This is a genomic window from Pseudomonas sp. KH_046_1, assembly GCF_057839025.1.
The window spans coordinates 3,966,158-3,984,833 of sequence record NZ_CM174481.1 but is presented as its reverse complement, the minus strand read 5'-3'; the positions used below and the strand labels follow the sequence as shown (position 1 = coordinate 3,984,833).

General features: G+C 61.5%; 17 protein-coding genes. 3 read left to right on the top strand and 14 right to left on the bottom strand.

Annotated elements, in window-relative coordinates; all coding sequences use genetic code 11:
- Positions 1-11 precede the first annotated feature (11 nt).
- From AC3IT9_RS18325 to AC3IT9_RS18275, 11 genes are all read right to left on the bottom strand, one after another.
- Positions 12-1,148, bottom strand: coding sequence for a glycosyltransferase (locus AC3IT9_RS18325; RefSeq protein ID WP_489270616.1), 1,137 nt, complete (start codon positions 1,146-1,148; stop codon positions 12-14).
- Complete coding sequence (locus tag AC3IT9_RS18320; RefSeq protein WP_353741129.1) at positions 1,141-2,109, bottom strand: glycosyltransferase; 969 nt, start codon at positions 2,107-2,109, stop codon at positions 1,141-1,143. Before AC3IT9_RS18320 ends, AC3IT9_RS18325 begins: the two co-directional genes overlap by 8 nt.
- Positions 2,106-3,473 (bottom strand): O-antigen ligase family protein, encoded by a 1,368-nt coding sequence (locus AC3IT9_RS18315; protein WP_423505428.1) that lies wholly within the window; start codon positions 3,471-3,473, stop codon positions 2,106-2,108. The genes AC3IT9_RS18320 and AC3IT9_RS18315 overlap by 4 nt, the downstream gene beginning before the upstream one ends.
- Positions 3,470-4,564: a glycosyltransferase family 4 protein gene (locus tag AC3IT9_RS18310; RefSeq protein WP_191633613.1), complete on the bottom strand. Its 1,095-nt coding sequence runs from the start codon at positions 4,562-4,564 to the stop codon at positions 3,470-3,472. The genes AC3IT9_RS18315 and AC3IT9_RS18310 overlap by 4 nt, the downstream gene beginning before the upstream one ends.
- Complete coding sequence (locus AC3IT9_RS18305) at positions 4,561-6,153, bottom strand: GumC family protein (RefSeq protein ID WP_489270615.1); 1,593 nt, start codon at positions 6,151-6,153, stop codon at positions 4,561-4,563. Before AC3IT9_RS18305 ends, AC3IT9_RS18310 begins: the two co-directional genes overlap by 4 nt.
- 15 nt (positions 6,154-6,168) lie before the next feature.
- A complete protein-coding gene (locus AC3IT9_RS18300; RefSeq protein WP_489270614.1) occupies positions 6,169-7,200 on the bottom strand; it encodes a polysaccharide biosynthesis/export family protein in 1,032 nt (343 codons plus the stop codon).
- Between the two features lie 22 nt (positions 7,201-7,222).
- Positions 7,223-7,870, bottom strand: coding sequence for a CpsD/CapB family tyrosine-protein kinase (locus AC3IT9_RS18295; RefSeq protein WP_489270613.1), 648 nt, complete (start codon positions 7,868-7,870; stop codon positions 7,223-7,225).
- On the bottom strand, positions 7,871-8,617 hold the full coding sequence (locus AC3IT9_RS18290; RefSeq protein WP_489270612.1) for a sugar transferase: 747 nt from the start codon (positions 8,615-8,617) through the stop codon (positions 7,871-7,873). It abuts the gene before it with no gap.
- A gap of 44 nt (positions 8,618-8,661) precedes the next feature.
- Entirely contained in the window at positions 8,662-9,666 is a 1,005-nt protein-coding gene (locus AC3IT9_RS18285) for an NAD-dependent epimerase (protein ID WP_353741125.1), read from the bottom strand.
- Complete coding sequence (locus AC3IT9_RS18280; RefSeq protein WP_489270611.1) at positions 9,663-11,015, bottom strand: UDP-glucose dehydrogenase family protein; 1,353 nt, start codon at positions 11,013-11,015, stop codon at positions 9,663-9,665. Before AC3IT9_RS18280 ends, AC3IT9_RS18285 begins: the two co-directional genes overlap by 4 nt.
- Before the next feature lie 396 nt (positions 11,016-11,411).
- On the bottom strand, positions 11,412-12,452 hold the full coding sequence (locus AC3IT9_RS18275) for an AraC family transcriptional regulator ligand-binding domain-containing protein (RefSeq protein ID WP_489270609.1): 1,041 nt from the start codon (positions 12,450-12,452) through the stop codon (positions 11,412-11,414).
- A 71-nt stretch (positions 12,453-12,523) separates the two neighbouring features.
- Between AC3IT9_RS18275 and AC3IT9_RS18270 the strand changes: the two genes are divergently transcribed.
- The gene (locus AC3IT9_RS18270) at positions 12,524-13,438 is read left to right on the top strand and encodes a LysR family transcriptional regulator (RefSeq protein WP_489270608.1); all 915 of its coding nucleotides are present in this window, start codon (positions 12,524-12,526) and stop codon (positions 13,436-13,438) included.
- A gap of 132 nt (positions 13,439-13,570) precedes the next feature.
- Here the strand turns inward: AC3IT9_RS18270 and AC3IT9_RS18265 are convergent, their stop codons facing one another.
- Positions 13,571-14,488 (bottom strand): LysR family transcriptional regulator, encoded by a 918-nt coding sequence (locus tag AC3IT9_RS18265; protein WP_489270607.1) that lies wholly within the window; start codon positions 14,486-14,488, stop codon positions 13,571-13,573.
- A 97-nt stretch (positions 14,489-14,585) separates the two neighbouring features.
- Between AC3IT9_RS18265 and AC3IT9_RS18260 the strand changes: the two genes are divergently transcribed.
- Positions 14,586-15,425: an AraC family transcriptional regulator gene (locus AC3IT9_RS18260; protein WP_489270606.1), complete on the top strand. Its 840-nt coding sequence runs from the start codon at positions 14,586-14,588 to the stop codon at positions 15,423-15,425.
- Between the two features lie 507 nt (positions 15,426-15,932).
- Here AC3IT9_RS18260 and AC3IT9_RS18255 read toward each other — a convergent pair.
- Positions 15,933-16,373 carry an NUDIX hydrolase gene (locus AC3IT9_RS18255; protein ID WP_423505570.1) on the bottom strand — a complete coding sequence of 147 codons (441 nt, stop codon included), beginning with the start codon at positions 16,371-16,373 and terminating at the stop codon, positions 15,933-15,935.
- An 89-nt stretch (positions 16,374-16,462) separates the two neighbouring features.
- The gene (gene ppnN / locus AC3IT9_RS18250) at positions 16,463-17,836 is read right to left on the bottom strand and encodes a nucleotide 5'-monophosphate nucleosidase PpnN (RefSeq protein WP_150724253.1); all 1,374 of its coding nucleotides are present in this window, start codon (positions 17,834-17,836) and stop codon (positions 16,463-16,465) included.
- Positions 17,837-18,072: 236 nt separating this feature from the next.
- Here ppnN and AC3IT9_RS18245 point away from each other — a divergent pair, with 236 nt between their 5' ends.
- Positions 18,073-18,600, top strand: a complete 528-nt coding sequence (locus tag AC3IT9_RS18245) for a DUF3087 domain-containing protein (protein ID WP_191625008.1) — start codon at positions 18,073-18,075, stop codon at positions 18,598-18,600.
- The last annotated feature ends 76 nt before the right edge of the window (positions 18,601-18,676 follow it).

Here is an 18,676-nt window from a genome sequence, read left to right as displayed (position 1 = left end):
GCACGCGCCTCTCATCGATTTTGCTCGGGGTTCCACTGGGCGTAACGCTGACCGCGCAGGAACTGCCACAGGCCGATGCTCATCCCGGCAAGGGTCACCAGGAGGAACGCGGCCAGGCGAAAGGGTTTGGGCAAGCGGTGTTGCGAATCCAGCAGGCCGGCAATGGCCATCGTGTAACCGAGCAGTTGTGCGATCAGGCTCAGGCGATAAAAGCCGTGGTCTTCCCACAGCCAGAAATTGCTCAGCAGCAACGGCAGCAACAGGATCGGCGCCAACCGCCGGATCAGCTTGTGGCTGATCAAGGCAATCGCATACGGGCCATGGGTCAGCGGATTAAGCAGCTCCCGGCGCTGGGCCAGGCTTTGCAAACCACCCACTGTGACCCGCTGGCGGCGACGGAATTGCTTGTCGGCTTCGTCCACACCCTGGTCGATCACCCGGGCCTGGGGCACGTAGACAATCCGCTTGAATGCCACCGGCGCGCAGGTGCTGATAAAGAAATCATCGTTGACCTCCGCTGGCACGCTCTGGAACAACTCGCGGCGCAGGGCGAGCAATGCGCCATCGGCGGAGACCATGCAGCCGGTGCGATTTTCCACGTAGCGCAGCCAGCCTTCGTAATGCCGATACAGGCTGTCGCCTACGCTCAAGCCCTTGCCGGTCACCGGGATCACCATATGCCCGGCGCAACCACCGACCTGCGGGTCGTTGAGCGGCGCGAGCAAATGGCCGAGGGTGTCGGTGGACCATTGGTTGTCGGCGTCGGTGAACACCAGGATCGCACCGCTGCTGATCGCGACCGCGGCATTGAGCGTCGCCGCCTTGCCCTGGCGGGGCAGGTCGAGCACGGTAATGCGCGGGTCATTGACCTTGTGTGCACAGGCCACGGTGTCGTCGGTCGAGCCGTCACTGGCGAGGATGATGTGCAGCGAGCGGGCCTGATAATCCTGGGCCAGCACGGTGCGCAGTTTTTCTTCGATATGCCGCGCTTCGTTGTGCGCGGCAATCACGATGCTCACGTCCATCGGTTGTGCCGGTCCATGGCGCGGCGCCGGGTAAAACGGTGCCAGCAATGTCAATAACAGTGGATAACCGAGGTAGGCGTAAACCGGTAGCAACAGGCACAACCAGAAAATGAATTCAGCCACGGGCGGGCCTCCTGGCATTCCAATGACAAAGGCTGAGGATGAACCCGGCGCCCGCCAGGTGCAGGCGCACCCAGTGCAGGCCCCAGAGTTGCAGGGTCAGGAGCGGGTCGCGGTGCCTGGCACTCTGACGCAGGCTCAGTGCCAGGGCGGGCAGGACGGTCAGCAGCAGCATCAACAGCGAATGATGGGGGAAACCGTCGAACAGGGCGGAAATGGCCATGAAATCGATCACCCAGGCGGCTATCGACAGCAGTGGAAAGCGCAGCAAGCGCAGGCTCGGGCCATGGGTGCGCAGCAGCTGCAGATGACTGCCCTGGCGCCATAATTCCTTGCCCATCCATTCCCGCCAACTGCATTCGTAGCCCCAATGCAGCGCCACGCTTTGGTTGACCGAGCGCAGCTTGGCACCGGCGTCGACCAGGCGCATGGTCAGTTCCTTGTCCTCGCCGGTGCGCAGTTGTTCATTGAAACCACCGACCTTGTCGAACCAGCGACGGCGCATCAGCAGGTTGCAAGTGGGCAGCCATTGCGCGACATGCAGCGGCTGCGTATCGGGGCGCAAGGTGCGGCGCTGCCAGGCGTCGGCGTACCACGGCGCTTCGGCCGGGGTGTGCAGGTCCAGGCCGATGACATCGGCCTGGCCGCTGGACTCGAGGTCGAACAACAGCTTGAGCCAGTTCTCGGGCATCTCGACGTCGGCATCGATAAAGGCCAGCCATTCACCGCTGGCGATCTCCGCTCCGCGATTACGCAATGCACCGATGAGCAGGCCGGGCAGGACCAGCACCTGGGCGCCGAACTGCCGGGCAATGTCCGGGCCCTGGTCGTCGGAGCCGTTGTCGACCACGATCAACTCGCATTCGACGTTGGCCGCCTCGGCGGCATGTCGTGCCGCTTGCAGGGTCCGGCCGATGTGCCGGGCCTCGTTGTACATCGGGATGATGATGCTGATGCGGTTCATGCCCTGACCTCCGTCGACGGGGCTTCTTCGGCTTTCGTGCGCAGCACGCTGGTCAACGCGAGCATGATCCACAGGTACTTATGGTTCGGCGCGCTGAGGAACATCAGGAACAACGTCAACGACAGAAAGCTCATGCCCAGGTGGGTCATCAGATCGGCCTGATGCCCGTCTCCTCGCAACAGCCAGGCCCGGCGGGCGCGAATCAGGTTGTACAACCCCAGGGCCAGCATGCCGACGAACATCAGGCCGGCGGGAATCCCCAGTTCACTGAAGATCTCCAGGTAGGTGTTGTGGGCGCGGCGGTACAGGTCGTCGGTCTTGCCGCTGACGGAAAAGGTCTTGGCATAACCGGTGGTGGCGTAGTGCAGCGGGAACGTGCCGGGGCCGGTGCCGAGCAAGGGGTTCTCGGCGATCATGGCGCTGCCGACCACAATGTAGGAGGCGCGACGGCCCAGGGACGCGTCCTGACTCTTGGCCCCGGAGCTGAGGATGCTCAGCGACTGGATGCGCGCCACGTAACTGGCCGGCATCGCATAGAGCCCAAGCGTAATCACAATCGTCAGGCCGAGCATGGCAAAGCCCAGGTGGCGTGGACGAATATGTGGTAACTGCGCGCGATAGTGCCACGTGCCGATCAACAGGCTGAGGAGCAACACCACCAGCCCCGAACGGGATTCAGTCTTGGTCATGCCGGCCAGCAGCACGAGGGCACAGGCCCCCCAGAACAACCGGTGCAACCGGTTCGGGCTGCGGACCACCAGCAACAGCGCCATGGGCACGGCGAAGGCGATCATCAGGGCAAAGTCGTTCGGGTCATTGAGCATCCCGGACGCACGGCCGTCGTCCTGGTATTTGGCAGAGAACATCGCCATGGCGCAGGTCACCGCGACACTGATGGCAACCAGTTTGGCGAACAGGTCGAGGTTCAACTCACGCCCGACCAGCAGGGTGATGACAAACAGAATCAGGCCGACGCTCAATTCGCGCAGGTGGCCCAGGGAGAAGCCCATGTCGTCGGTGTTCAACAGGCTGAGCAGGTACAGCACCATGAACCCGACCAGGAAACGCCAGATATTGCTGCGCAGGCGCTCGGCTGACAGTTGGTGAATCGCCAGTTGCAGCATCAGGATCAGCGCCAGCGAAGCCCCGAGGAACTTGGAGCCTGATAACGCGTTGTCCTTGAACAGACCCTCGAAAGGCAGGATGGCGACAATCCCCAGCAGGCCCCAGGCAGGCTTGCGGTACAGCACCGCGACACCCACCAGGCCCAGCACCGCTCCCGGCGCCAGATACGGATAAGGGCTGGCCAGCAATCCGAGGCAGACCAGGCCGAGCAAACTGACGATCGAGAGCGGAACAATCACGCGCGTGCCTCCCGTGCAGTGCGGATGTAAACCTGCGACCAGCGTTCGGCCAGGACCTTGAGGTCGTAGCGATCCCGTTGCGTACGTTTTGCGTTCTCGATCAACTCGCCGGCCAGGGCCGGGTCACCCAGCAGTGCGCCGATCTGGCGGGCGAGGGCGGTGCTGTCGGTGGGCGCGGCGAGCAGGCCGTTGTGGCGGTCCTGCAAGACATCGGGAATCCCGCCGACACCGAAGGCCACCACCGGCACCCCGGCCTGCATCGCTTCGAGCAGAATCATGGGCGTGCCTTCGGTGCGCGAGCTGATCACCAACGCATCGAGTTGTCGCCACCAGGCGCGCATGTCGGTCTGGTAGCCCGGCAGCGTGATACGCGTCTGCAATCCCGCTTCGTCTATGCGCGTCTGCAGACTTTCGCGCTCCGGCCCGTCGCCGAGCATCACCGCGTCCAGTTGCGGGTACTGCTGACACAACGGGATCAGCGCATCGAGAAACAGGTCAGGGCCTTTTTCGCTACTCAGGCGCCCGACGTAACCGGCCAGCCAGCGTTGACGCTCACCACTGTGCGGCGGCAAGTCCTGGGCCGCCGGCAGGCCGTTGGGGATCACCTGCAACTTGTCCGTGCGCACATTGGCCTGGCGGTGCAGCGCTGCAATGCTTTCGGCGACACACACCACCCGGTTCACCGAGGCCGTGCGGCACAGTTGCAGGCTCAGCCAGGTGTAGAACTTCTGCTTGCGACTGCGCGGGGTGAAGCCGTGCTGGGTGATCACCAGTGGCAGGCGCAACAGCGTGGCGCCGAACCAGCCGAACAACAGGCCCTTGAAGTTGTGCGTATTGATCAGTGGCCGCTGGTCCCGTCGCTGGCGCAAATGCCCAAGCAATGCGCCCAAGCCTGCACAGCCGAGGCAATCGACACCGGCCTGGCGAAAACGCGTGATCAGTTCTGGCGGTGCATCGAGAAACAGCACCTGGTGCTGCCCCGGCGTCGCCAGGCAATGATCCAACAGCATCCGCTCGGCGCCATAGAAGCCGCCGCTGCTGAGCATATGAATGATCGGCAGGTCGTGGGCGGTGCCGAGGGGTGCGTTCAATTGCGCACCCAATGCAAGAGGGCCGGTACGCTCCAGTTCTTGTGCGGATTGTTCGGCAGGGTGCTTTGATCGTTGATCACCAGCAGCACCGGCAAGCCCAGTTCATGGGTGATTTGCGCAGGGTGCTTGAAGCGGTGGTCGAAGAACTCACGCACATAGACCAGGGCAATCGCCAGCAGCAAACCGGTGAACAGGCCGAACGGAATGATCAGCATCGGCTTGGGGAACGCCGCTTCGGTCGGCTCGAACGGCGGGCTGAGTACCCGTGCGTTGGACAGGTCGTTGTCCAGCGCGCGCGCGGTGCTGCTTTCGGCGAAGCGCTGGGCATAGGTGCCGAACGCCTTGTGCAGCGCGTTGATTTCGGTGTCCATCTGCCGCAGCTTGCTGCGGGTTTCCTGCAACTGATGGATGCGATTCTTGAACTCGGCAATGCGCGCGGTTTTCTGGTCGATGACCGAGCTGATCGTCGCCAGGTCGCTGGTGCGCTCCTGAATCCGGTTGCTGACAATCTTCAGGAATTGCCCACGGGCCCGGATGATTTGCTCGCGGGCCCTTTGCATCGGCTCACTGCCGGGCTGAAAGACCGCCAGGTCGTCCATGTAGCGGCTGACCAGGGTCGTCAGTTGCTCACCCAGTTGCTTGATCTCGCGGTCTTCGAAAGCGACGCTGTCGACCGTGGTGGTGAAGGTGTAGGGGAAGGTGTAGTCGTTGAATCTGGCGTTGTTGGCGGTCGCCAGGCTGGTTTTCAGGTAATCGAGCCAGCGCTGGCTTTGCAGCAGCCGGTCCTGATACAGGTTGAGCGCCTGCTCCTCGGTGTTGATCGCGTTGAGGCGGAACGTGATTTCTTCCTTGGGATCGGACGAACCGATGCTTTCGAGCAAGGCCAGGCGATTGGCTTCCAGGCCATCGAGACGCACCTGGTACTGCAATTTCTTGGTCTCGTAGAAGCTCTGCGGCAGGTCGATCGATTGCATTTCCTGGCGGATGACCAGGTAGTTTTGCAGCAGGGCGGCGACGAATCGGGTGCCCTGGGCCGGGTCAGGGAAGCTGTAGACGATCGAGATCACGTTGGAACCCGGCAAGGTTTCCACCTTGAGGGCATTGGACGCTTGCTGCGTGAGGGCATCGAGCAGGGTGTCGCGTACCGGATCGGTCTGCAACCCGAGCAGGCTGCGAACCGGGTTGACCACGTGTTCGCGAACGGGATTGGTGACAAACCGTTTGAGCGGCTGCACCAGCAGTTTGTTGAAGGCGCTCACGGGTAGCGTGTACTCACCCTTTTCGCGCAACTCGCTGATGGTCTGGCGGATCAAGGCCGGCGAACGCAGGATATTGCTCTCGGTCTCCATGTCGGCCAGCGACGGCGGGATGAAGGAAGCGTTTTCCTGAGTGAGGGTGCTGGTGGCATCCCCCTGGGAGATTTTCTTGGACTGCACGATCACCTGGGCGGTGATATCGAAACTCTGCTTGAGCAACAGCGGCAAGACCACGGCGATCACGGCAAAGATCAGGAAGACTCGCTTCACCAACTGCCTGTTGGCGAAGAAGATCCTGAAGAACTCATGCAGGTAGTTTTCCTTTGGATTCATGTGGGTACCTGAGAGTTAGTTGCTGCCGTCGTCTTTGTTGTCGACGCGGTAGCTGAAGCTGAGGCCCATGCCCTGGAACAACACGACGTCTGCCAGTTGCCGCGCGAGCTCACCGGCGCTGGCCAGTTTGGTCTTGGGCACGTACAGCATGTCGTCCGCTTGCAGGTAGGCGATCTGGGTGGCGTCGCCGGACAAGGCTTTTTCCACGTCGTAACGATGCGCGACCACCTGGTTGCCGTTGCGCCGCATGATCATCACCGAGTCCAGGCGTGCCTTGGCGTTGGAACCGCGGGCAATGGTCAGGGCTTCGAGCACCGACACCGGGCGGCGGATCGGATAGGCGCCCGGCTGGCCGACTTCACCCAGTACATAGATTTCGTTGCCGGCGGTGGACTTGAGCAGCACGTCCACGGTCATTCGCCCCGGCAGGGTGGCATAGCGTTTATTCAGGTAGGCCTCCAGTTGGTTGAGGGTCATGCCTTGCAGCGCTACGGCACCGATTTCCGGGAAGCTGGCGTAGCCGTCGGTGCCCACGGTGATTTCCCGGCTCATGCCGGTGGCGGGGTGGTTGAGCACGGACTTGAGGTTCCATTCATTGGCCAGCGGGCTCACCACCATCACTGACAGCTGATTGCGGTTGGGCTGGAACAGCTGTTTGCGATCGTAGGCGCGCTGAATCGCGTCCCGTGCTTCATCGCGGGTCAGGCCCTCGATTTTCACCGTGGTGTGGGCTCCCGGCAGTTCGATGGTGCCATCGGGCAGCACCAACTGGTTGCCGTTGAACTGGCTGGCGGCGGTGAAGTTCAGCGCGATCGTGTCCCCGGACTGCACGCGATAGGCGGCCGAGCCACTGGTGCTGATGTGGAAGATCACGTCCAGCACATCCTGTGGGCGCAGGGTCTGCTCGACCTTGGGTACGTCGGTGGCCTGGGCGTTGGCCGGTGGAGCCGTGAGGATTTGCACCGGCATGCTTTGTGATTCGTCGGAGGAAGTGCTGGAGCAACCTGCAAGGGGCAGCAACAGCAGGACAAGCATCTTGGCGTTCATGGCGTCATCCTTGTCTGATTCCTCACAGGTTTTTGTACAGCCATTCGGGCATGTAGTACTTGCGTCGGTTGAACACGCTGCCGACCAGCTTCGCTCCCGCCTGGCTCAGGCGCTGGACCGCGGCCTGGGCCACTTCCCAGCGGGTGTCTTCCGCGCGCACGACCAGGACCACGCCGTCCACCTGCGTGCTGATGACCAGGGTGTCGGAGGCCGAATACACCGCGTCGCCATCGATCACCACGAAGCGGTAGCGGATGCCGAGTTGATCGAGCAGCGGGCTCAGGAGTTCGGGTGTCAGGTGTTCGTTGCCACGGAAGTAGCGGCCGAATGGCAGAACGTGAAAGGGCAGGCTGGAGACGTCCACCACGCAGTCCTGCAACAAAGGTGGGCTCTGGGTGTTGAACAACAAGTCGCGAAACCCCCGTTCCTTGCTCAGCCCCAACTGTTGCGTGAGGTTGGTCGCCGACTGGCTGGCATCCACCAGCAGTACCAGGCCGCTGCTCATCTTCGCCAGTTGACTGGCCAGCGCCAGGGCGCTGGTGGTGGTGCCCGCACCGGGGTTGGCGGCGGTCAGTAAAAGGATCCGCAGGTTCTGGTCGAGTACGGTCGATGTCAGGTTGGACTCGCTCGGGCTGGCAATGCTGAGGCTTTTAGCCGTTGAACCGTCCATTTAACTTGCTCCGTGGCCGCTGAACACCTTGAAAGGGGTTTTCAGCAGAATCTTCAAATCAAGCAGCAGGCTCTGCTGGGCGATGTAGGCCAGATCCAGCTCAACGCGCTGGTCGAAATCGATATTGCTGCGCCCGGAGATTTGCCACAGGCCGGTCATGCCGGGGTAGATGCTAAGGCGCACGAGGTGCTTGTCCTTGTAGCGGTAGGCGTTGAACGAAGTCGGCCTGGGGCCTACCAGGCGCATGTCGCCGGTCACCACGTTGAACAGGTTCGGCAACTCGTCGAGACTGGTGCGCCGCAGGAAACCGCCGATACCGGTGATGCGCGGGTCCTTGTCGATCTTGAAATCGATGGCGTCGGCGCCGTGCTTGTTCAGGTGCCGCAAGGACTCCTTGAGCTCCTCGGCGTTGACGACCATGGTGCGGAATTTGTACATGCCGAACAGGCGGCCGCGGTAACCGGTGCGCTTCTGCACGAACATCACCGGCCCCGGGCTGGTGAGTTTGATGGCCAGCGCCAGCCCCAGCAGCACCGGCGAAATCAGCACCAGGATCAGCAGTGCGCCGAAGCCGGCCAGGACGCGGTTGGTGCGCGACAGGGTCCACGGCCGGCCACCTTCGCGACCGGTTATCCAGCCACAACCCTGCATGTGGATCGCGGCATCCATGCGCTTGCGTTGCTCGGGGTCCATGCGCTTGTCCCTGCGCATATTGCTAAGTGGCACGCTTTTTTCGTGTTCAGACATAAATTCTCCGCAGAGTTCAGCCGTGTGCGGCATGGGCGACGCAGTCAGTAGTAAGTGCGGAACCAGGCAACGAAGCGCCCCAGTCCCTCGTCCAGCTCGATACGCGGCTGGAAATCGGTAGCGCGGGCCAGCTCGCTGGCATCGGCGCAGGTGTTGAGGACATCGCCGGGTTGCAGGGGCAGCAGTTCGACCCGGGCTTTTTGCCCCATGTGTTTTTCCAGCAACGCCAGATAGTCCTTGAGCTCTACCGGGTGCTGGCCGCCGATGTTGAAAATCCGCCAGGGCGCCATGCTCGTGGCCGGGTCCGGTTGTTCGCGGTCCCATTGCTCATTGGCTTGCGGTGGGCGGTCGATCAGACGCGTGATGCTCTCGATAATGTCGTCGATGTAGGTGAAGTCCCGCTGGTGCTCGCCGTAGTTGAACAGCTTCAGTGGTCGTTCTTCGGCGATAGCCCGGGCGAACTGGATCGGCGACATGTCAGGCCGTCCCCAGGGGCCGTACACTGTGAAGAAGCGCAGCCCGGTGCAGGGAATACCGAACAGGTGGCTGTAGCTGTGGGCCATCAGTTCGTTGGATTTCTTGGTCGCGGCGTACAGCGACAGCGGATGATCGACACCATCCTGCACCGAGTACGGAGTGTGCTGGTTGGCGCCATACACCGAACTGGACGAGGCGTAGATCAAATGCTTGACCGGGTGGTTGCGGCAGCTTTCGAGGATGTTCAGGAAGCCGCTCAAGTTGCTGTCCAGGTAGGCTCGGGGATTTTCCAGGGAGTAACGCACCCCGGCCTGGGCCGCGAGGTGGATCACGACCTCCGGTTGTTCCCTGGCAAACAGTGCCTCGATGGCCGGTGTATCGGCCAGGTCAACCGTTGAGAGCGGGAAAGGGCGTGCCTGCTCCTGTACCCAACGCACGCGATCGTGCTTGAGTTGCGGGTCGTAGTAGCTGTTGAAGTTGTCGAGGCCCAATACCTGGTGTCCATCGCGCAACAGTCGCAGCACGCAATGGGCACCAATAAAACCGGCCGCACCGGTGACGAGAATCTTCATGGATGGACGGCCTCGGGCACGATGTGGCGCAAGCCAATGCTGCTGTAGTGCAGGCCGGCGGCCGCCACCTGTTCCGGGCTGTACAGGTTGCGCCCGTCCACGATCACCCGTTTTCGCAGTTTGTTCGCCAGACTGTCGAAGTCGACCACGCGGAAGTTCTTCCACTCGGTGCAGATCACCAGGGCATCGGCGTCTTCGAGTGTGTCATCGCGGGTGGCGCACAGATGCAGGTCGTCGCGGTAGCCGTAAATGCGCCGGCATTCGGACATGGCTTCCGGGTCGTAGGCGTGCACGCTCGCACCTTCGGCCCAGAGTGCCTCCATCAGGTAACGGCTCGGTGCTTCGCGCATGTCATCGGTGTTGGGTTTGAACGCCAGGCCCCACACGGCGATGGACTGGCCGGCCAGTCCCCCAGGAAATTGCGCCTTGAGTTTGCTGAACAGGATATGCCGCTGGTGATCGTTGACGTCGGTCACGCTGCGCAGCAACTTCAGGGGCATTCCGGCGTGTTCGGCGGTGTGCAGCAGAGCGCGCAGGTCCTTGGGGAAGCAGGAACCGCCGAAGCCGCAACCGGGGTAGATGAAGTGGTAACCGATGCGCGGGTCCGAACCGATGCCTTTGCGCACGGCTTCGATATCTGCTCCCAGCAACTCGGTGAGGTTGGCCAGTTCGTTCATGAAACTGATGCGCGTGGCCAGCATCGCGTTCGCCGCGTACTTGGTCAGCTCGGCGCTGCGGTTGTCCATGAACATCAATTTGTCGTGATTGCGGCAGAACGGTGCGTAGAGCTCGCTGATCTGGCTGCGGGCTTCATCGTCACCGGTGCCGACGATGATCCGGTCCGGGCGCATGCAATCGGCCAGGGCACTGCCTTCCTTGAGAAACTCCGGGTTGGACACCACCCGTACCTTCAACGAACCTTTGCCGCGGCGCTGCAACTCTTCAATGGCGGTGGCACTGACCTGGTCCGCCGTGCCAACCGGCACCGTGGACTTGATGATCAGGGTGCGGTCGGCCTCCATGAAACCGGCAATCTGCCGGGCCACGTTCAGCACATGGCTGAGGTCGGCCGAACCGTCTTCGTCGGCGGGCGTACCGACGGCGATGAAGATCAGCTCGGCGTGCTCTACCGCATCGCTGGCCTGGGTGGTGAAGAGCAGGCGACCGGCCTTGATGTTTTCTTCAAGGGTGCCGGAAAGCCCCGGCTCACTGATCGGTGGCACGGCCTGTTGCAGTTGCCGGATCTTGTTCGGATCGATGTCGACACACAGGACACGATGTCCGACATCGGCCAGTGCCGCTGCTTGAATCAGGCCAACATAGCCCGTACCAAATACGCTCACGTCCATATTAGCGTGCCTCGTAGACAGTGGAGAGTTGCAAAACAAGACTGTCAAAAGGGGTATAGACCAGCCTCGGCAAACCGTGTCAGCAAACCGGCGTGTTAAATTGGCAAGACACCCCCCAAAGTTGGGGCCATTGCCATCAAAGTCGCACCACCATTGGGCTTCTCCCCCGACTTGGGCTGTTTGGCGAAAATCTCAAGAAAGCGACAAGCGGTCGTAAGCCTTGATGTACAAGGGTTGTAGCTGCTTGAGTGTGTCAGGTTTGAGTCACCGGATTAATGACGTTTTTTAACAGTCTCCGACAGTTTTTACGCACGGATGGCGCAATGCTGGTGTTAAAAAATGTCCAACAAGCTATTGGTCAAGTGCCTGTCGAGTCATAGCAAATTGCGTGGTTTTTTATCGACCTTGCCGGGTTCGCCAGGAGCCCGGTGCGCACCCCAGCCACCGCAGGCATGCACGGTTGAAGCTTTGCACATCGCTGTAGCCCAGGCGGTCGGAAATCTCCACCAGCTCCAGGTCTGTCCCCTGCAAAAAGTCTTCGGCCCGGTAGCGGCGGTATTCGTCGAGCAACTCTGAAAAACTCCAGCCCAACGCCTTCAAGCGTCGCGCGGCGGTGCGCTCGAGCAAATGCTGGGTGGTGCAGAATTGCTGCCAGTTGGCCTCGGCGAGGTCGCCGATCAAATGGTCGCAGACTTGCTCCAGCAAGGTCGGTTCGCTGTTGCGTCGGGTCTGCTCCAGCAGCTCGACCAGCGTGTGTTCCAGTTCATGATTGCCCGGCGTCAACGGGATGACGAACAGCTGTGGATCGAGGCGGATCGAGTGCTGCGCCTGCCCCCATTGCACCGCTGCGCGAAAGGCTTGTTGATGTTCCTGCGGGTTGGCCGTGCAGGCACCGGCCAGCCCGACGCTCAGAACCGGATCACGCTCCAGGCCGCTGGCGAGGAATTTGCGCCGCAACATGCTGCACAGGCTGATGAGGATGTAATCGGTGGTAGCCGCGTTGGTTTTCACGCTGCCGCGGTCGAGCAGACGCAATTCGACGCTGTCGTCGCCGCGCACGATCTGCGCCTGGAAGTGCCCGTTGAAAAACGGAAAGAAGCGCACGAAATACTGGCAGGCGCTGTCCAGTGAGGCGGCCACGTCGAACAGGTACGTCAGGCCGTTGGTGGCGGTGGAAACGAAACGCCGGCCAGCCGCCAGGCCGATCAGCGGGTCGCCGGTCTGTTCCAGGGCAAACGCCCAGAAGCGCCGCGATATGAACAGCGGAATACGCATGAATGGCGTGCGCAACTCGAACAGGCTGCGACGAAACAGGCCTTCGATGCTGCCCCGGTCCACACCGCGGGCCAGCAACTCTTCGATGGCCGGCAACAGGGTCGGCGCGTAGAACGCATTGGGTATCGATCGGTCGTGCAGTGGCTGATCGCTTTTTGTCATGTAGGGCTCACAGCTTGTTCCGGAACACTGGTTAGGCTGCCCGACGTTAAGCGATTTGCCGGAGCAAGACCATGCTTGATTTACGCCAGCTCGATTTGAACCTGTTGCTCGCCTTCGATGCGATTTACCAGCAGCGCAGCGTCACCCGTGCGGCCGAGGTGATGTGCCTGTCGCAACCGGCCATGAGCAATGCGTTGCGTCGCCTGCGCGAACTGTGCGGCGACCCGCTGTTCATCAAGAGTCGCCTGGGGGTGACGCCGACACTGGTCGCCCATCGTCTGGCCGACTACGTGCGCGCCGCGCTCGAGTCGTTGCGCGATGGCTTGCGCATGATTCCCGCCGCGCGGCAGAGCAATCCGCTGCTGCGCATCAGTTGTCTGGATTGCCTGCAACCGGTGTTGCTCGATGCCTTGCTCGAATCGCCCCACGCCGATTGGCAGGTGCGGTACTTCCAGCCCCGGCGCCGCGACGCCTTGCAGGACCTGGCCAGCGGCAAGCTGGATATCCTGATCGACCTCGACCAGCCTCTGGCCGGGCTTGCCGGCCTGCACAAACAGGTATTGCCCGCCGACCATTACGTATTTGCCTATGGCGCGGCACTCAAGGAACCGCCGCGGACTCTGCAGGACTATCTGGAGCAGCCACAGATTCAGGTATCCAGCCGCCGCGACGGACTCAGTCCGGTGGACTTGCAGCTTGGCTTGAAAGGCCTGCGCCGGAATGTGGCGATGAGCACCCAAAGCACCCTGGCCGCAAAGCTCATCGCCGACCGCCAGCCGTTCGGCATCAGCCTGCCAAGCCGGGTCGCCAGTGTGCTGGGCTTGCAACACGTGCCGCTGCCCCTGGACGAACCCGTGGAGCTGAAACTGGCGCTGTACATCGAGTCGCGCTATCGCTTCGAGCGCAGCCGCGAGGAGGCGATGCACTGCCTGCTGCGCGCCCTTGGTGAGCCCCGGGCATTGCAGGCGCTGGCGCGGCGTGCATGATGTGGAGACAGCAACGCCAAACCCTGTGGGAGCGAGCTTGCTCGCGATAGCGGTGTGTCATTCAAAACGATGTCGACTGACACGGCCCCATCGCGAGCAAGCTCGCTCCCACAGGGGGCATTGGTTGCTCGACTAATTCGACGCCAGCAAGCGCCGGTCAACCGTCAGCACCGCATCGACCATCGCCAGCGCGGCCGGTGTCAGGGAGTGGCCGGCACGGCTGACGATGCCGTAGTGCAACAGCAGGCCGGGGTCTTCCTTGGGCACGTCGGTAAATTCCAGCAGCCGGATCAGACCCTGGTCGACCAGTTCGGCCAAGGCCTCCACGGTGGCGATGCCCACCGCGTCGGAGCGCATCACCACGCGGCGGATCGCATCGAATTGCGCGCATTCCACGCTCGGGTTGAAGTCCGCTTCGCCCTGCACGTCGGCGAGGATCTTGCGGATCATCGGCGGTATTCGCGTGCCGACCACCGCGTAGTCGAGCAGGACGCGCAGGGACAGGTTCTGCTGCTGCACCAAGGGATGACCGATACGGCAAAAGAACCGCCCACGTCGAGGGCGCAGCAGTTGCACCTGATATTGCGGGTCGCCGGTGAAGTACCGCGCGTCGGCCACGAGGAATTCGATCTGCTGTTCGCGAAGCCAGACCGCCAGTTGCTCCCAGTCACCCTGGTGGAAACTGATGCGGATCGCCGGATGAGCCTGGATGAACTCCGCCAGCGCCTCGGGCACCAGCACCTGGGCGGGGTACGGGCCGCAACCGAAGTGCAACTCGCCACCAGTCAGGCCGTTGTATTGCGTCAGTTCGTTGTGCAGGGCCTGGCTGCCGGCGAGCAGGCGCCGGGCATGTTGCAGCACCAGTTCACCCTGCCCGGTCAGGCGGAATTCGCGGCTGCTGCGTTCTACCAACGCGCAGTCGAGGTCGCGCTCCAGGGTCTGGATGCTGCGACTGAAGGCGGGTTGGCTGAGGTTGATCGCCTCGGCGGCACGGCCGAAGTTGCGGTAATCGGCCAGGGCGACAAGGTGGCGGAGTTGTCGTAGATCCATCATGCGTCTCCTGCATTCGGCGGATACTTTTAATGCATTGGATCGATAGCATAGAGGCTGGCATAAGTACACGCCTGTCTTCTCGCCGTAACCTGCCATGACTAGCCAACTGTTTATTTCCAGCGCCTTCACCCGCACCATTCTCAGCCATGCCCGGCAGTCCGGCCTGTGTCAGGACCAGCTGTTGCAACGGGCCGGCATCTGCCTGTCGTTGCTCGAAGGGCAGGACCTGCATGTGCCCGTGCACCTGGTTGAACGCCTGTGGAGTGAATGCGAACGTGCGGGCGCGGGGGTGGCGTTTGGCTGCGAATTGGTCAATGGCATGGCGACCACCACGTTGCGGGGGTTGAACATTCTGCTGGACTCCGCCGCGACCTTGCGCGCGAGCCTGGCGTGTTTCACTGATTTCCTGCCGCGGGTGACCAACTACGTGGTAGCGGAACTGGAGGAGGGTGACGAGCTGGCTCGTTTGCATTTGCGCAGTGTTGACCGGCAGCCGCATTTTTTCGGCCTCGATGCGGCGACCCTGACGTTGGTGCGTAACATTGCCCGGCGTTTGGGGCGAGCGCCGGCCGAGGTGTTCGTCGCGGTCCACCTGACGCCGCAACAGGCTGCCGGGCAGTGGTTGCGTAGTGTTGGTATCGAGGTGCTGGAGGGTTCACATCCGTGTTTGAGCCTGCCAGCGGCTAGCCTCGATGAGCCTCTGCTTGGGGCTAATGGGTTTTTGCATCAGAGCATGTTGCGGCATTGGCAGACTACGGCGACGCAACATACTCGCAGTGACAGTCTGGAGTTGGCGCGGCATTGGTTGACGGCGGGGGATCAGCCGATTGAGCGGATTGCCGAGCGGTTGGGGTATCGGCAGCCGAGTAATTTTATTCGGGCGTTTCGTAAGCAGTTTGGGATTACTCCAAAGCAGTTTCGTCTTGGTTTGTAGTCTTGGTTGAGTGCATATCCGTTATTTAGGTAACGGCGGCTTATGGTTTCGCCCTTACGGCGAGTCACTTTTTTTACAAGCGCCTAAAAAAAGTAACCCAAAAAACGCTCGCCCCGAACGTACGGCCCCTCGCTAAGGCTCGGGGTTCCTTCGCTCCGGCATTCATCCGGGGGCATCGCCTCCGGTCGGCTTCGCGCGACCTCCTCTCGATGTGTTCGGCTGCGCCGAACGGCGCTGCGCGCCTCCCCCCGGATGAACGCCTCCACTCAGCCTGCCGAGGGGGCGGGTAGATCAAGATCAAGAGCTGCAGGCGAGCTAACGCTCGGCCTGATGAGTGGTGAAGAGCGAAGGTGTACTCTGACCTGCTTTTGCTCTTCTGTGGGAGCGGCGGTGCGGCGATCCGACTTGCTCGCGATGGCGGCCTTACAACCAATGATAATCCTTTGGTTCACACCACCAATGTGGCGATGGAGCTTGTTTCCTCGCCACAGGATTTGTGTACGCCCTTCAGGCGTTTTCCAGCATCGTGATCAACTGTTCCGGCCACACTGTTTCTCGGGTCTCTCGCAGCTCGGCTACGGACCACCATTTATGGTCCGCCATTACCCGGACTTCGTTAGCTGTCCACCCTTCACGGGACAAGCGTTCACTGTCGGTATGAACCACAAAATACCGTTCAACCGACAGCACCGTTTCACCACTGGGCAACATCATCGGAAAACGCCGCTCTGCAACGCTGGCTCCCACGGCAGCGACATTCAGTCCGGTTTCTTCAAACAGTTCACGAACCGCCGCAACCTCAAAGGATTCACCCTGCTCAAGCCCCCCACCGGGTGTCGCCCAATGGCTTTGGCCGGCGAGGGCATCGTTTTTGTGTTGGAAGTGAAACAGCAGAACCTGTTGCGAGGGATTGATCACCAGCAGTCTGGCGGAATTGCGTTGGCGCATTTTTTTCTTTCCATAGAGTGCCGCGAACCGCAGCTTTCACTGCGGCTCGCGACGGTGAAGCTCATGTCGGCGTTATTACACCGAAAAGGTTATGCCACCACTCGATAACACGGCACATACGCCGCGCCGCCCGGCAGTTTCATGCGGTGCTGGGCGACGAAGGCTTTGAGCAGCAGGTCCAGCGGTTGCATGATCGCCGCGTCGCCACGGATCTGGTACGGCCCGTGTTCTTCGATCAGGCGAATGCCCTTGTCCTTGACGTTGCCGGCGACGATGCCGGAGAACGCGCGGCGCAGGTTGGCCGCCAGTTCGTGGGACGGCAGGTCGAGGCTCAGTTTCAGGTTGGCCATGTTTTCGTGGGTCGGGTCGAACGGGCGCTGGAAGCCTTCGTCGATTTTCAGCAGCCAGTTGAAGTGGAAGGCATCGTTGCGCTCGCGGCGGAACTGCTTGACCGCTTTGAGGCCCTGGGTCATCTGCCGCGCCACTTCGGCCGGGTCATCGATGATGATCTGGTAGTGCTGCTTGGCGGTTTCGCCCAGGGTCGCACCGACGAACGCGTCCAGTTGTTCAAGGTACGGCGCGGCATGTTTCGGCCCGGTGAGGACGACCGGGAAGGGCAGGCCTTTATTGTCGGGGTGCATCAGGATGCCCAGCAGGTACAGGAACTCTTCGGCCGTACCGGCGCCGCCCGGGAAGATGATGATGCCGTGGCCGACGCGGACGAAGGCTTCCAGGCGTTTTTCGATGTCCGGCAGGATCACCAGTTCGTTGACGATCGGGTTCGGCGCTTCGGCGGCGATGATTCCGGGTTCGGTCAGGCCCAGGTAGCGGCCGCCGTGGATGCGTTGCTTGGCGTGGGCGATGGTCGCACCTTTCATCGGGCCTTTCATCACGCCGGGGCCGCAACCGGTGCAGATGTCCAGGCTGCGCAGGCCCAGTTCGTGGCCGACTTTCTTGGTGTATTTGTATTCTTCGGTGTTGATCGAGTGCCCGCCCCAGCACACCACGATCTTCGGTTCGACGCCGGGGCGCAGGGTGCGGGCGTTGCGCAGCAGGTGGAAGACGTAGTCGCTGATGCCCTGGGAGCTGCTCAAATCGATGCGTTGGCTGTCGAGTTCGTTTTCGGTGTAGACGATGTCGCGCAGGGCGCTGAACAGCATTTCCCGGGTGCTGGCGATCATTTCGCCGTCGACGAAGGCGTCGGCCGGGGCGTTCAGCAGTTCCAGGCGTACGCCGCGGTCCTGCTGGTGAATGCGGATTTCAAAATCCTTATAGGCTTCAAGGATAGTCTTGGCGTTGTCGACATGGGCGCCGGTGTTGAGGATGGCCAGGGCGCACTGGCGGAAGAGGGTGTAGGTGCTGCCGGAACCGGCTTCGCTCAATTGCTGGACTTCCCGTTGTGAGAGCGTTTCCAGGCTGCCTTTGGGACTGACGGAGGCGTTGATTACTTGGCGTTGGGTCATTCAATGATCCTTAAAACGATGTCATTCACACAGCAACCACGAATGGCATCCGAATAATGTGTATTCATGAAAGAAGATGGCACGAACTGCGCGGTCTCGCCATTTCCCCCCCGCTTGACGATGAAAAGATGAAAAGGAGCCCCAGCATAGCTAAATCCCGCGCAGAGGCGATAATGGCCCGCTGTCTTTTTGCCTCAGACCCCTTTTTACCATTGAAGCTTAGGAAACCCGACGCAATGTTCGAAATCCAGCCGATGAACGCCGACACCTACCGGCAACAGACACGGCGCAGCACGGTCATCATTGCCCTGATCTTTCTGGCGCTGGCGATGGTGCTGTCCACGGCGGCGGTGGCTCTGTTCGGCACGCCGGGGGGCGACAATCTGCGCTTCAACATCGGTGGCGTGTTTGTTGCGGTGCTGGCGATGGCGGCGCTGATGCGCAAGGTGTTCTGGCGCCAGGAATGGATGGCGCCAGCGGTCTATAGTTGGCAACTCAAGCGCAGCCTGATGGGCATCACCAATGTCATGCATCATGTAACGGCGGCCGTGGAAAAGGGTGATCCGGTTGCCATGAAGCTGTTGCGTTTCTACCATTTGGGGTTGAACCAGATGCATCAGCTCGATGGCAACTCCAGCGACCATGGCCAGTTGATCCGCGAAATGGATCAGCACAAGGAACGAATGCAAGCGCTGGGGATCGATACCGAACAGACGCGGCTGGATCCAGCGTGGCTGGAGGCGGTAAAGCAGGCGTCGCGCTAACATCATCGCGAGCCTGGATCAGGCATAGTGAGCAACAGCGGCGATCAGGAAGACTCGTCCGGTCATAGACACTCAG

What these genes read in the sequence shown, in the direction of transcription:
- AC3IT9_RS18280 (WP_489270611.1), bottom strand. Translation starts at nt 11,015, where the DNA reads ATGGACGTGAGCGTATTTGGTACGGGCTATGTTGGCCTGATTCAAGCA.
- ppnN (WP_150724253.1), bottom strand. Translation starts at nt 17,836, where the DNA reads ATGACCCAACGCCAAGTAATCAACGCCTCCGTCAGTCCCAAAGGCAGC.
- AC3IT9_RS18265 (WP_489270607.1), bottom strand. Translation starts at nt 14,488, where the DNA reads ATGGATCTACGACAACTCCGCCACCTTGTCGCCCTGGCCGATTACCGC.
- AC3IT9_RS18245 (WP_191625008.1), top strand. Translation starts at nt 18,073, where the DNA reads ATGTTCGAAATCCAGCCGATGAACGCCGACACCTACCGGCAACAGACA.
- AC3IT9_RS18290 (WP_489270612.1), bottom strand. Translation starts at nt 8,617, where the DNA reads ATGTCTGAACACGAAAAAAGCGTGCCACTTAGCAATATGCGCAGGGAC.
- AC3IT9_RS18270 (WP_489270608.1), top strand. Translation starts at nt 12,524, where the DNA reads ATGCTTGATTTACGCCAGCTCGATTTGAACCTGTTGCTCGCCTTCGAT.
- AC3IT9_RS18305 (WP_489270615.1), bottom strand. Translation starts at nt 6,153, where the DNA reads ATGAATCCAAAGGAAAACTACCTGCATGAGTTCTTCAGGATCTTCTTC.
- AC3IT9_RS18255 (WP_423505570.1), bottom strand. Translation starts at nt 16,373, where the DNA reads ATGCGCCAACGCAATTCCGCCAGACTGCTGGTGATCAATCCCTCGCAA.
- AC3IT9_RS18275 (WP_489270609.1), bottom strand. Translation starts at nt 12,452, where the DNA reads ATGACAAAAAGCGATCAGCCACTGCACGACCGATCGATACCCAATGCG.
- AC3IT9_RS18320 (WP_353741129.1), bottom strand. Translation starts at nt 2,109, where the DNA reads ATGAACCGCATCAGCATCATCATCCCGATGTACAACGAGGCCCGGCAC.
- AC3IT9_RS18260 (WP_489270606.1), top strand. Translation starts at nt 14,586, where the DNA reads ATGACTAGCCAACTGTTTATTTCCAGCGCCTTCACCCGCACCATTCTC.
- AC3IT9_RS18295 (WP_489270613.1), bottom strand. Translation starts at nt 7,870, where the DNA reads ATGGACGGTTCAACGGCTAAAAGCCTCAGCATTGCCAGCCCGAGCGAG.
- AC3IT9_RS18300 (WP_489270614.1), bottom strand. Translation starts at nt 7,200, where the DNA reads ATGAACGCCAAGATGCTTGTCCTGCTGTTGCTGCCCCTTGCAGGTTGC.
- AC3IT9_RS18285 (WP_353741125.1), bottom strand. Translation starts at nt 9,666, where the DNA reads ATGAAGATTCTCGTCACCGGTGCGGCCGGTTTTATTGGTGCCCATTGC.